11 protein-coding genes are annotated in these 12987 nt (G+C 74.6%); 6 read left to right on the top strand and 5 right to left on the bottom strand.

Annotated features, from left to right (window positions below):
• Nucleotide 1 precedes the first annotated feature (1 nt).
• Nucleotides 2-1504: a CCA tRNA nucleotidyltransferase gene (locus ACI8AX_RS03290; protein ID WP_456548368.1), complete on the top strand. Its 1503-nt coding sequence runs from the start codon at nt 2-4 to the stop codon at nt 1502-1504.
• A 91-nt stretch (nt 1505-1595) separates the two neighbouring features.
• The gene (locus ACI8AX_RS03285; protein WP_456548367.1) at nt 1596-2531 is read left to right on the top strand and encodes a hypothetical protein; all 936 of its coding nucleotides are present in this window, start codon (nt 1596-1598) and stop codon (nt 2529-2531) included.
• Here ACI8AX_RS03285 and ACI8AX_RS03280 read toward each other — a convergent pair.
• On the bottom strand, nt 2524-3825 hold the full coding sequence (locus ACI8AX_RS03280; RefSeq protein ID WP_456548366.1) for an MFS transporter: 1302 nt from the start codon (nt 3823-3825) through the stop codon (nt 2524-2526). The two genes, ACI8AX_RS03285 and ACI8AX_RS03280, sit on opposite strands and share 8 nt — an antisense overlap.
• 110 nt (nt 3826-3935) lie before the next feature.
• Between ACI8AX_RS03280 and ACI8AX_RS03275 the strand changes: the two genes are divergently transcribed.
• On the top strand, nt 3936-4595 hold the full coding sequence (locus ACI8AX_RS03275) for a YqgE/AlgH family protein (protein WP_456548365.1): 660 nt from the start codon (nt 3936-3938) through the stop codon (nt 4593-4595).
• Between the two features lie 176 nt (nt 4596-4771).
• Here the strand turns inward: ACI8AX_RS03275 and ACI8AX_RS03270 are convergent, their stop codons facing one another.
• The 3 genes from ACI8AX_RS03270 to ACI8AX_RS03260 all read right to left on the bottom strand — a co-directional run bounded on the left by ACI8AX_RS03270 (nt 4772) and on the right by ACI8AX_RS03260 (nt 7408).
• Entirely contained in the window at nt 4772-5551 is a 780-nt protein-coding gene (locus tag ACI8AX_RS03270) for a hypothetical protein (protein WP_456548364.1), read from the bottom strand.
• 110 nt (nt 5552-5661) lie between these two features.
• On the bottom strand, nt 5662-6741 hold the full coding sequence (locus ACI8AX_RS03265) for an inositol-3-phosphate synthase (protein WP_456548363.1): 1080 nt from the start codon (nt 6739-6741) through the stop codon (nt 5662-5664).
• Between the two features lie 70 nt (nt 6742-6811).
• The gene (locus ACI8AX_RS03260; protein ID WP_456548362.1) at nt 6812-7408 is read right to left on the bottom strand and encodes a PadR family transcriptional regulator; all 597 of its coding nucleotides are present in this window, start codon (nt 7406-7408) and stop codon (nt 6812-6814) included.
• A 179-nt stretch (nt 7409-7587) separates the two neighbouring features.
• Here ACI8AX_RS03260 and ACI8AX_RS03255 point away from each other — a divergent pair, with 179 nt between their 5' ends.
• From ACI8AX_RS03255 to ACI8AX_RS03245, 3 genes are all read left to right on the top strand, one after another.
• The gene (locus ACI8AX_RS03255) at nt 7588-8001 is read left to right on the top strand and encodes a DUF5318 family protein (RefSeq protein WP_456548361.1); all 414 of its coding nucleotides are present in this window, start codon (nt 7588-7590) and stop codon (nt 7999-8001) included.
• Nucleotides 8002-8174: 173 nt separating this feature from the next.
• Nucleotides 8175-10604, top strand: a complete 2430-nt coding sequence (locus ACI8AX_RS03250; RefSeq protein ID WP_456548360.1) for a transglycosylase domain-containing protein — start codon at nt 8175-8177, stop codon at nt 10602-10604.
• Nucleotides 10605-10759: 155 nt separating this feature from the next.
• Entirely contained in the window at nt 10760-12187 is a 1428-nt protein-coding gene (locus ACI8AX_RS03245; protein ID WP_456548359.1) for a glycosyltransferase family 87 protein, read from the top strand.
• Here the strand turns inward: ACI8AX_RS03245 and ACI8AX_RS03240 are convergent.
• Nucleotides 12168-12980, bottom strand: a complete 813-nt coding sequence (locus ACI8AX_RS03240; RefSeq protein ID WP_456548358.1) for a deoxyribonuclease IV — start codon at nt 12978-12980, stop codon at nt 12168-12170. The genes ACI8AX_RS03245 and ACI8AX_RS03240 overlap by 20 nt on opposite strands.
• Nucleotides 12981-12987: the final 7 nt, after the last annotated feature.

Below are 12987 nucleotides of genomic sequence, written 5' to 3'. Positions count from 1 at the left end.
CGTGTCCGAGCAGCCCCCGAGTCGTGCCGTCGCCGAGCCGGTGCCCGCCGCCGTCCAGGAGACCGTGCGGGCGCTCGTCGACGTCTCCCCCGTGCTCGCCGAGCTGGGTGAGCGCTTCGCCGCGGCGGGGTTCGAGGCCCACCTCGTGGGCGGGTCGGTGCGCGACGCGCTCCTGAGCGCCGGGTCCGACGGGGCGCGGGTGCCCGGCGACCTCGACGTCACCACCGACGCCCGTCCCGAGCAGACCCTCGAGCTGCTGCGCGGGTGGGCGGGTTCCACGTGGAACCAGGGGATCGCCTTCGGGACGGTCGGCGCGGAGGTGCGCGGCGTCCGGCTGGAGATCACGACGTTCCGGGCCGACCGCTACGACCGGATCTCGCGCGACCCCGAGGTGGTCTGGGGCACCTCGCTGGTCGAGGACCTCGTGCGCCGCGACTTCACCGTGAACGCGATGGCGGTCTCCCTGGGGCCCGACCGGACGGTGACCGACCCGTTCGGCGGCCTGGGCGACCTGCTGGCCCGCCGGCTGCGGACCCCCGGTGCGGCCGCCGACTCCTTCGCCGACGACCCGCTGCGCATGCTCCGGGCGGTGCGGTTCGTGGCCCAGCTCGGCCTGACGCCGGACGACGACGTGGTGGCGGCGATGACCGGCATGGCCGGTCAGCTGGCGCGGATCACGCCGGAGCGCGTGAACGCCGAGCTGTCGAAGACGTTGCTGCAGGACTCGCCCCGGGCCGCGCTGGAGCTCTTCGTCGGCACGGGCCTGGCCGACGTCGTCCTCCCCGAGCTCGGCGCACTGCGGATGGAGATCGACGAGCACCACCAGCACAAGGACGTCTACACCCACTCGCTGACGGTGCTCGACCAGGCGATCGCCCGGGAGCGCGCCCTGGCGGCGGCCGGGGCCCCGGGCGTGGAGAGCCCCGACCTGGTGCTGCGGCTGGCCGCGCTGCTGCACGACATCGGCAAGCCCGCGACCCGGCGGCACGAGGCGCGCGGGCGGGTCTCGTTCCACCACCACGAGGTGGTCGGCGCCAAGCTGGTGCGCAAGCGGCTGACGGCGCTGCGCTACCCGAAGGACGTCGTCGAGGCCGTCGCCCGGCTGACGTTCCTGCACCTGCGCTTCCACGGCTACGGCCGGGGCGAGTGGACCGACTCCGCGGTGCGCCGCTACGTGACCGACGCCGGCGACCTGCTCCCCCGCCTGCACACGCTGGTCCGGTCGGACTGCACGACCCGCAACAAGCGGCGGGCGGCGGCGCTGGCGGCGACCTACGACTCGCTCGAGCAGCGGATCGCGGAGCTGTCGGCGGCCGAGGACCTCGCGCGGGTGCGCCCGGACCTCGACGGCAACGCGATCATGGAAATCCTCGGGATCGGCCCCGGCCGCGAGGTCGGCGAGGCGTGGCGGTTCCTCAAGGACCTGCGGCTGGAGCGCGGCCCGCTCGACCCCGACGAGGCCGAGGCCGAACTCCGCCGCTGGTGGTCCGAGCGCTCCTCCTGAACGGAGTGCCGGAGCACAGGAAACCTCGCTCCTCGCACTCCGCTGTGGATGACGGGAGCAGGCGGCGGCCGGTCCCCGCCACCCTGCGCCGGTGCACATGCCGCCCATCGCCCTGGACGGTGAGCAGGTCGCCCCGCGCCACCTGCTCACCGCCGCGGGGCTGAGCAACTACCGGCTCCGCACCGCTGTCGCGGCCGGGCGCTGGCAGGAGCCCCTGCCCGGCGTCTTCGTGAGTCACTCAGGTCCGCTCACACGTCGTGAACGGTGGCGGGCGGCGCTGCACTACGCCGGACCCGGTGCGGTCCTGTCGCACCGCAGTGCCCTGGCGGCCCGGGGGTGCCGGGTGCAGGAGCTGTCGAGCACCACTCGTGCAGCGGGCGTGCGGGGCGAGTACGTGCTGCCGCAGGAGGGTGGTCTCGTGGAGGTGACCGCCCGCCACGGTCACCACGTCCGGTCGCAGGGCTTTGTCGTCGTCCACCAGAGCCGGCGCCCGGTCGACGCCGTGGTCGACGTCGGTGGACTCCGCGTCGCAGCGCCGGCCCGCGCCGTCGTGGACGCAGCGGTCACCGCGAGGCGCCGCAACGACGTCGACCACGTGGTGGCCGAGGTCCTCCAACGGGCCCTGTGCACCGTCCCGGCGCTCGAGGCGGAGGCCGCCCGGCTGGGGCGGCGCCTCACGCCGTGGCTCCGATCCGCGCTGGCCGATGCCCGTCGGGGGATGAGGTCGGTGGGTGAGGCGGACCTCCGCCGGGTCGTCGAGGCGGCGGGTCTTCCCGAGCCCGAGTGGGGAGCAGCGGTCGTCACGCGCAGCGGGACGTACTTCGTGGACGCCCTCTGGCGGGACCACGGCGTAGCGGTCGAGGCGGACGGCGCGGCGTTCCACCTCTCGGCGGAGGACTGGGGTCGGGACCTGGTCCGGCAGAACGCGCTCATGGGCGAGGGCCTGGTGCTGCTCCGCTATCCGGTACGCCGCCTCCGCGAGGCCCCGGACGACTGCGGTGCGGAGATCACCCTGCTCCTCACGTGACCGGAGTGCGGGAACGCAGGAAACCTCGCCTCTCGCACTCCGCGTAAGCGGCGGCGGTGAGGAGGTAGGTGGCGCTCACGCCGACGACGACGCCGTGCGAGACCCCGGACGACGGGAGCAGGAACGCCCCCGCCACGACGGCGGCGACGAACGTGATGTTGAACAGCGTGTCGTAGACGGAGAAGACCCGGCCGCGGTGGTCGTCGTCGACCGTCTCCTGCAGCGTGGTGTCCACGCAGATCTTCACGCCCTGCCCGACGAAGCCGAGCACGAAGCCGCCGGCCACCGCGGCGGGCGGGACGAACGGCAGGCCCAGCGCCAGCTGGCCGACCCCGCCGGCGACCAGCAGCGCGGTCACCCACCGCGGCTTGCCGACCCGGCGGACGACGCGCGGGGTGACCGCAGCGGCCAGCAGGGCACCCGCCGCCCCGAACGTGAGCACCTGACCGGCACCCGCCAGCCCGGTCGGCAGCAGCGGCCCCCACGCCTCGAAGGTGTTGCGGTACAGCAGCAGCGTCATCAGCGTGAGGAAGCCGAAGCAGACCCGGTGCACGGCGATGGCGGCGAGCGCGGCGGCTGCCGGCGGGATCGCGAAGACGTGCCGGGCGCCGGCCACCATGCCGCGCAGCACGTCACCGGCCGACAGCCGCGCGGCGCCCAGCGCGTGGTCCGGGCCCAGGTGTCCACGCGCGAACCCGGCGGCCGCCAGCGAGGCCGCGACGTAGGGCGCCGCCGCCGCGGCGGCCACGGCCGCGTACGCGGCGTCCCCCGAGCCCGCGACCGCGGCGATGCCCACGGCCGCGCCGCCGCCCACCACCGACGCCGCCGTGCCCGCCGTCGTCGAGAGCGCGTTGGCCGAGACCAGCCTGTGCTCCTCGATCGTGTGCGGGAGACCGGCGGAGAGGGCGGCCAGCAGGAACCGGTTGACGGCGAAGACGAGCAGGCCGGTCACGTAGAAGGGGACGCCGGCCACCCCGGCGGCGACGAGCGCGGCGACCACCAGCACGAGGGCGGCGCGGACCAGGTTCGCCACCAGCAGCACCTGGCGGCGGCTCCACCGGTCGAGCAGGACGCCGGCGAAGGGCCCCACCAGCGAGTACGGCAGGAGCAGGATCGCGAAGCCCGCCGCGACGTCGGCCGGGTCCGCGGCCCGCTGCGGGTTGAACAGCACCGTGCCGGCCAGGGCGGCCTGGAAGACGCCGTCGCCGAACTGGGACAGCAGCCGGGTGGTCAGCAGGCGGCGGAAGTCCGGGCGGCCGAACAGCTGCCGGACCCGGCTCGGCGCCTGCTGCACGCCGTCACCCTAGGTCGGCGCCGGTACCAGCCCGTGACCGCCGCCCCGTCGTCCCCCGGTCGTGCGCCTCGACCGGTCACCGGCGTCGCCGGTGGGGCACACTGAGGACGATGAGTTCCCCGCCCGATCCCGAGTACGGACCGCCCGCGCGGCCCGCCACGGGGCGCCGCCGTCCCGACGCGGTGCCGTCGTTGTCGACCGGCTCGGTGGAGGACGTCCGGCCCGGGTCGCTGCTGGTCGCGATGCCGTCGCTGACCGACCCGACGTTCGCCGGCAGCGTGGTCTACGTGCTCGACCACAACGACACCGGCACGCTCGGCGTCGTGCTCGGCCGGCCGAGCCAGGTCGAGATCCGCGACGTCCTGCCCGGCTGGTGCGACCTGGCCGTCGAACCCGGCGTGTTCCACGTGGGTGGGCCGTGCGAGACCGACACCGCCCTGTGCCTGGCCACCAGCCCACGCGGCCCCCTCGACGCGGACACCGGCCTGCGGCGCGTCGCCGATGAGGTGTGCCTGGTCGACCTCGACGCCGACCCGGTGGAGCTCGAGGGCCTGGTGACCGGCCTGCGGGTCTTCGCCGGCTATGCCGGCTGGTCCCCCGGGCAGCTCGCGGGCGAGGTCGCCGAGGGCGCGTGGGCCTGCGTCGACGGGTCGCCGGACGACGTCCTGAGCGACCTGGCCGGCCCGCAGCTGTGGCGGCGGGTGCTGGGCCGGCAGACCGGCCGCCTCGCCGTCCTCTCGACCGCCCCGGCCGACCCCTCCGTCAACTGAGCCCCACCCGTCCTGCCGCTGGGGGAGCGCGGGCGGCCGGGATCTGGTAGGAAGGACGTCGGGAAGGGGCGGTCTGGGGAAGAGGCCGCCCCTTCCCGCACGTCCGGGCCCGGAACGGGCCGGGCCGTACGGGGAGCCGGCGCCGTACCGCGGCCCGGTGGGACCGCCCGGCGGACCTAGAGCCCGACGGCGGTGAGCAGCTCCGGGTGCGCCGCGCCGTCCACCGTCTCCTCCGCCGCGGGCGGGGCGATGTCGCGGGGCCCGTGGTCGGCCAGCGAGACCGTCACCGGGAACTCCTGCCCGGGCAGCTCGGTCACGTACTGCACCAGCAGGTCCGTGGAGCCGTCGACCGCCACGGTCCAGCCCGACGCCGAGGCGAACACGGTGCTCAGCCGGCCGTCGATGGACCGCTGGCCCTCCCACGTGTGGTCGCCGCCGCGGAACGCCCCCGGGTCGTCGTCCCCGGCGGTGGCGAGGTTGAGCACGAGCCGGACGAGGACGTCGGCCAGCGGCGCGCTGGCCTCCCCGCCGCCGCCGACGGCGGCCGGGCGGCGCAGGTAGGACGCCGGCGGCAGCCCCGCCGTGGTCAGCGCCTCGGCCAGCCCGGGCACGTCGCCGAACCACAGCGCGTCGGCGGTGAAGAACACGGTGCGCACGTCGTCCGGGCGGCCGTCCCCGTGGCTGGTGACCGCCTGGGCCCGCCCGACGTCGTCGGCGTAGTCGACCTCGCCGGTGAGGGTGAGCACGGAGTCCTCGGCGAGGGGGGCCGCGACGACGAAGTCCGCGCCGCCCTCCTCCTCGTTGGCCGCCAGCAGGCCGGCCAGCAGCTCGGCCTCGGCGTCGGTCACCGGGTCGCCGGGCTCGCGGTCGGCCGCCTCGGCGGTGCAGGCGGCCGTGCACAGGACGGCGCCGACGAGCCCCGCGGCCAGCAGGGCGGGACGGCGGCGCGGCGGCATGCGGTCAGCGTAGGCAGCCCGCGGGCCGCCGACCGGCGCACACGCGCGGACGCGACAGGGCCCGCCTCCCACGGGGGGAGACGGGCCCTGTCCGGACCGAGGTCCTTACATCAGCGCTCGACGTCGCCGCGGATGAACGCCTCGACGGCGTCCCGGGCCTCGCTGTCGCTGTACTGCACCGGCGGCGACTTCATGAAGTACGACGACGCCGACAGGATCGGGCCACCGATGCCGCGGTCCTTGGCGATCTTCGCGGCGCGGACGGCGTCGATGATGATGCCGGCCGAGTTCGGGGAGTCCCAGACCTCGAGCTTGTACTCCAGGTTCAGCGGGACGTCACCGAAGGCGCGGCCCTCGAGCCGGACGTAGGCCCACTTGCGGTCGGTCAACCACGGCACGTGGTCCGACGGGCCGATGTGGACGTTGTCCTTGCCCATGTCGCGGTCGACCTGGCTGGTGACGGCCTGGGTCTTGGAGATCTTCTTGGACTCCAGGCGCTCGCGCTCGAGCATGTTCTTGAAGTCCATGTTGCCGCCGACGTTCAGCTGCATGGTGCGGTCGAGCTGCACGCCGCGGTCCTCGAAGAGCTTGGCCAGCACCCGGTGGGTGATCGTCGCGCCGACCTGGCTCTTGATGTCGTCACCGACGATCGGCACCCCGGCGGCGGTGAACTTGTCCGCCCACTCCTTGGTGCCGGCGATGAAGACCGGCAGGGCGTTGACGAACGCCACGCCGGCGTCCAGGGCGGCCTGGGCGTAGAACTCGGCGGCCTGCTGCGAGCCGACCGGCAGGTAGCAGACGAGCACGTCGGCGCCGGACTCGCGCAGGGCGGCGACGACGTCCACCGGCTGCTCGTCGGACTCCTCGATGGTCTCCCGGTAGTACCGGCCGAGGCCGTCGAGGGTGGTGCCGCGCTGCACGGGGACGCCGAGCGGCGGCACGTCGCAGATCTTGATGGTGTTGTTCTCGCTGGCGACGATCGCCTCGGACAGGTCCCGGCCGACCTTCTTGGCGTCGACGTCGAACGCGGCGACGAACTGCACGTCGGAGACGTGGTACTCACCGAAACGCACGTGCATCAGGCCGGGGACGGAGCCGGTCTCGTCGGCGTCCCGGTAGTAGTGCACGCCCTGCACCAGCGACGCGGCGCAGTTGCCGACGCCGACGATGGCGACCTTGACGGCTCCCATGGGTTTCCTCTCTCCGTTGGACCCGCAGGTCCGTCGTTGTGCGGGGCGGCGGACCGCCCCCGAGCTGTGGTCAGGCCGGGCGACCGTCGTCTCCGGTCGCGGCCTCCCGGCGCTCTGTCTCTGTCAGCTCCCGGTCGATGAGCTCGGACAGCCAGCGGACCTCCCGGTCCACCGACTCGAGCCCGTGCCGCTGCAGCTCGAGCGTGTAGCGGTCGAGACGTTCGCGGGTCCGCGCCAGTGAGGCCCGCAGTCCCTCCCGCTGCCGCTCGACTGTGCGCCTGCGACCCTCGAGGATCCGCAGCCGCACGTCCGCCGCGGTGTGGCGGAAGAAGGCCAGGTGGACGCCGAAGTGGCCTCCGTCGTCGTACGCCTCCGGGCCGGCCTGGCTGACCAGCTCCTGGAAGCGCTCCTTGCCTTCCGCGGTGATCGTGTAGACCACCTTCCCCCGGCGGCCGGTGAGCGGCGGTGCGTCGGCCGGCAGCAGCTCCCCGGGACCGGGCTCGGCAGTGGTGACGAACCCGGCCGCGTGGAGTCGCTTCAACGCGGGGTACAGCGAGCCGTAGGAGATGCTGCGCAGGCCGCCGAGCACCTGGCTGAGCTGCTTGCGCAGCTCGTACCCGTGCATCGGCGACTGTTGCAGCAGGCCGAGGATGGCGAACTCGAGCACTCCGCCCTCCCCAGCTCTCTGCCGGTCGATGTATCGAGACGATACATCGACGGGTGAAGCGCAGGGCAACACCTGGTCACCCGGGAGTGGCGCGCCGCGCCGCGGCCGTGCGGTGTGCCGGCTCGGAGCGCGTCTCGCGGACCCGCCGCCGGGAGGCGCCCGGTGCGTACCCTGGCCCGGTGCCCGGACGACGCTCCGTCGTGGACTACTCGCTGCAGCGGCGAGCCGTCCTCGCGGGCGTGCAGGCGGGGCGCACGAGCCTGTACGAGGTCTGCGACGCCAGTCCGTACCTGACCCGGGCGGCCCGCTACCACGGCGACCCGACCGAGGACCCGTGCCCGATCTGCCGCGGACACCGGCTGACCCTCGTCAGCTACGTCTACGGCGACACCCTCGGGCACGTGTCCGGCCAGGCCAAGACGTCCGTGGAACTGGCCCGGATGGACGGCAAGCAGGAGGAGTTCTCGGTCTACGAGGTGGAGGTGTGCCGCGGGTGCGGCTGGAACCACCTCGACCGCTCCTACGTCCTCGGCCGCGAGCCGGAGCCCGGCCGCCAGCCGCGCCGTCCGCGCCGGCGGGCGGCCACGGAGTAGTACCGGTCACTCCGGGGAACACCCTGCGGCTGCGTCCGTCGTTGTACGGGGTCGGCGCGTGACACGCGGCGCGATGCCGCGGGTCCTCCCCCGCTCGTACAGCTGAACACGCCACTCTGGGTAGCGGGACGAACTCGTCCCGTCCCACTCGACTGCCAGGAAGGGGCTCGCGCGTGCCCTCCCACGACGAGACGTCACCGGTCGGACCGGGCGCCGGCTCGGTCCGCCGGCCTCCCCCCGCCCGTCCCGGCGGGGGCGGCCGCGCTCGGACGACGGCGTCCCGCACCGGGTCGGGCTCCGGCGGGAACCGCCCGCCGGGCAACGGCGGCGGCCGGCCACCCGCGTCCGGCGGGCGCGGCGGGAACGGCGGCCGCAAGGGCAAGCCGGCCCGCACGAAGAAGCAGCGCCGTCGCCGCCGGCTGAAGATCCTCGCGGGGCTCCTCGCCGGCGTGTTCGTGCTGCTCGCGGTCTTCGTGGGCGTCGTCTACGCGACGACCGAGGTGCCCGACCCCAGCAGCGTGCAGAACGCGCAGACGACGGTCGTCTACTACGCCGACGGCACGACCGAGATGGCGCGGCTGGGCGACGAGAACCGCACCAACGTCTCGCTCGACCAGGTGTCCGAGCCCGCCCGCAACGCGATCCTCGCCGCGGAGAACCGGAACTTCTACTCCGACCCCGGCATCTCGTTCACCGGCATCGTCCGCGCGGCCTGGAACAACGTGACCGGCGGCTCGACGCAGGGTGGGTCGACGATCACCCAGCAGTACGTGAAGAACGCCTTCCTGACCCACGAGCAGACGTTCAGCCGCAAGTTCCAGGAGCTCTTCCTGGCCATCAAGCTGGACAACGAGTACTCGAAGGACGAGATCTTCGAGAACTACCTCAACACCATCTACTTCGGCCGCGGCGCCTACGGCATCGAGGCCGCGGCGAACACGTTCTTCGGCGTCCCGGCCAGCGCGCTGACCGCCGAGCAGGGCGCCGTCCTGGCCGTCCTCATCCGCAACCCCTCCAACAACGACCCCGAGGTCAACCCCGAGGGCGCGCTCAGCCGCTGGGAGCGGGTGCTCGACGCCATGGAGGAGGAGGGCTGGGTCACCGCCGACCAGCGCGCCGCCGCCCTCTACCCGCAGGTCCTGCCCCGCACCGGCTCCAACCTGGGCATCCCCAGCGGCCCCGAGGGCCTGGTCGTGCAGCAGGCGCTGGCCGAGCTGCGGGCCAAGGGCTACACCGACCAGCAGATCCTGGCCGGCGGGCTGCGCATCACCACGACGATCCAGCGGCCGGCGCAGGACGCCGCGATCGCCGCGGTCAACGACGTCATGTTCGGTGAGCCCGGTCCCGAGGACGACGAGCCGGCCAACCTGCGGCAGGCCCTCGTCGCCGTCGACCCGCGGACCGGCGCCGTCGTCGCCTACTACGGCGGGCCCAACGGCACCGGCACCGACTACGCGCAGGCCCAGCGCCAGCCCGGCTCCTCGATGAAGCCCTACGTGCTGGCCACCGCGCTGGAGCAGGGCATCGGCGTCGAGTCCCGGCGCGACGGCTCCTCGCCGCAGACCTTCCCCGACCGCGACGCCCCGGTGCGCAACTCCGGCGGCGCCTCGTGCGGCAACTGCACGCTGGTCGAGGCCATGACCCGGTCGCTCAACACCACCTTCTACGGGCTGGCCTACGAGGTCGGGCCGGAGAACGTGCGCGCGACGGCGCTGGAGGCCACCGGCCTGCCGGAGACCTGGCAGGGCGGCTTCCTCGAGGGGCAGACGATCCTCGCCAACGCCGAGGGCGGCACCGGGTCGGCCATCGGCATCGGCGAGTACGAGATGCGCCCCATCGACCAGGCGCACGGCTTCGCCACCCTGGCGGCCGGCGGCGTCGAGCGCAGCCCGTACTTCGTCGCCCGGGTGACCGACAGCACCGGCGCGGTCCTGCTCGAGTACGGCGGCGACCCGGGTGAGCAGGTCATCCCGGCCGACGTCGCCAACGACACGACCTACGCGCTGCGGGACGTCGCCGACTACTCCCGCCGCTCGCTGGACGGCGACCGGCCGGTGGCCAGCAAGACCGGTACGCAGGGCCTCAACGCCACCGACAACTCCGACGCCTGGATGGTCGGCTACACCCCGTCGCTGTCGACGGCGGTGTGGATGGGCACCGACGGCCGCGAGCCGATCGTCAACGCCGCGGGCTCGATCATCTACGGGTCCGGGCTGCCCGGCGCCATCTGGCAGCAGTTCATGGACACCGTCCTCGCCGGCACGCCGGAGGAGCCGCTGCCCGACGAGCCGGTGATCGACGCCGACCGCAACGGCCCGCCGGCCAGCGAGAGCGCACCGCCCACGACGGAGGCGCCGCAGACGACGCAGTCGGCGCCGACCACCGCCGCCGAGCCGACCGAGACCACGGTCGAGCAGCCCGACGTCCCGGCCACGTCCACCCCCGCGACGCCGCCCACGACGTCGTCGCCGCCCGCGTCCTCCCCGCCCGCGGTGGCCCCGCCCACCGTCACGGTCGGCGGCGGGAGCCAGGCGCCGGGCGGGGGCCAGGGCGGGGGCCAGGGCGGCGGGCAGGGCCAGCAGGCCGCGCCCGCCGGCGGCTGACCGCCCGGCAGACTGGCGCGGTGACCCGCGCGCAGCACCCCACGGACCCCTCGGACAGCTCCGCTGCCGGGGGGTCCGTGCCGTTCCGGGGACCGGTGGCCGCCGCCCCGCCCGCCGCCCCGCCCGCCGCCCCGCCCGCCGGCCCGGACCGCGTCGTGCCGACCTGGACCGACCCGGTCGCGGCGCAGGCCAGCGAGGCCGTCGGCGGCCCGTGGGGGCGGCACGCGGTCACCGGGCGGGCGCTGTTCTGGACCCCGCTGCGGGTCTGCCTGCTGTTCACCACGACGGTGCTGGCCCTGGCCTGGGTCAAGCAGGCGCCCTGCTCGTCGGGCAACTGGGCGGGGAACGTCCAGTACACGCACTTCTGCTACAACGACGCGATCCCGCTGTGGGGGGTGCACGGGCTCGACCAGGGCGACGTCCCCTACCTCGACTCCGCCGTGGAGTACCCGGTGCTGACGGGCGGGCTGATGGCCGTGGCCGCGGGCCTGGCCCGGGCCTACGGCGAGGTCTCCGGCGACCAGGGGCTGTTCCCCGGCGTGCCGGAGGTGCAGGCCTACTACGTGGTGACGTGCCTGCTGTTGGCGCTGCTGGCCTTCCTGGTGACCCGCACCGTGATGGCGCTGTCCGGGCGGCGGCCGTGGGACACCGCGATGGTGGCCCTCTCCCCGTTGCTGCTGGTGCACGCCTTCACCAACTGGGACCTGCTGGCGGTCGCGCTCACCGGGCTGGGGCTGTGGGCGTGGGCGCGGCAGCGCGAGGTGCTGGCCGGGGTCCTGCTCGGGCTGGCGGTGGCCGCGAAGTTCTACCCGTTGCTCGTGCTCGGCGCGCTGCTCCTGCTCTGCCTGCGGGCCGGGCTCTGGCGCACCTGGCTGCGCGCCGCCGGCGCGGCCGTGGTGGCCTGGCTGGCCGTCAACGTGCCGATCGCGCTGCTGGCCCTCGACAACTGGGCCACGTTCTTCACGTTCAGCCGGGAGCGCCCGGCCAACCCCGAGACGCTGTGGAACCTGGTCATCCGCCTCTCGGACGGCCGCGCGTTCGACGGGCCGCTCGCCGAGGGGCAGGCGCCGTCGGTGCTCAACGCCGTCGTCACCGTCGTGCTGCTCGGCTACGGGCTGGCCGTGGCCTGGCTGACGCTGGCCGCGCCGGTGCGGCCGCGGGTGGCCCAGGTGGCCTTCCTGCTGGTGGCCGGGTTCCTGCTGCTCAACAAGGTGTGGAGCCCGCAGTTCTCGCTGTGGCTGCTGCCTCTGGCGGTCCTCGCCCGCCCGCGCTGGCGCTCGTTGCTGCTGTGGCAGGCGGTCGAGGCGCTGGTGTGGGTGGTGACCATGCTCTGGTACCTCGGCACCGCCAACCGCGGCATCGACGAGGAGTGGTTCTGGATGGTCGTCGTCACCCGGGACGTCGCGGTCGTGCTGCTGATCGTCCTGGTGGTGCGCGAGATCTGGCGGCCCGACCACGACGTCGTCCGCACCAGCTGGCCCGGCGTCGACGATCCCGCCGGCGGGGCGCTCGACCGCGCACCCGACCGGCTCACCCTCGCCGGCCGGAGGCCGGCAGTGCGGCTCAGCCGATCGCCGACCTGACCAGGGCGACCTCCTCGGCGTGGGCGGCCGCGTCGCCCGGGGTCTCCAGGACGATCGGCGCGTCGGCGGCCCGGGCCACGCCCAGCAGCACCTCGGTCGGGATCTCGCCGTCGGCCAGCGGGGCGTGCCGGTCGCGGCTGGACCCGGCCGGGTCGCGGCTGTTGTTGAGGTGGACGACGTCGATGCGGCCGGTGACGGCGCGGACGTCGTCCACCACCGTCTCCAGGTCCCAGCCGGCGGCCCAGGCGTGGCAGGTGTCGAGCACGAACCCGGCGCCGAACTCGCCGACGGCCTCCCACAGCCGCCCCAGCGCGTCGAGGTCGCGGGCCATCGCGTTGCCGCCGCCGGCGGTGTTCTCGATGAGCAGGGGGACGGGGAACCCACCGGCCTCGGCCTGGCGGGTGAAGGTCTTGCGCCAGTTGTCGACGCCGGCGGCCGGGTCGTCCTTCGCCAGGACGTGGCCGCCGTGCACGACCAGCCCCAGCGCGCCGACGGCCGCGGCGGCCTCGGCGTGCTGGCCGAGCAGCTTGCGGCTGGGGATGCGGATGCGGTTGTTCGTCGTCGCCACGTTGAGGACGTAGGGCGCGTGGACGACGACGGTGACCCCGCCCTCGCGCAGCGCCTCGGCGTCGGGCCGCGGCTTCGGCGCCTTCCAACCCTGGGGGTCGCCGAGGAAGACCTGCACGCCGTCGGCGTCCATCTCCGCCGCGCGCGCGACCGGGCCGCCGTCGAGCAGCTCGTTGTCCTCGGTCAGGCCGGGGCCGACGTGTACGCCGATCGGGTGGGTCGCCACGTCGGCG

It is taken from the genome of Blastococcus sp. SYSU D00813 (genome assembly GCF_054050735.1).
This window is presented reverse-complemented; position numbering and strand designations above follow the sequence as displayed.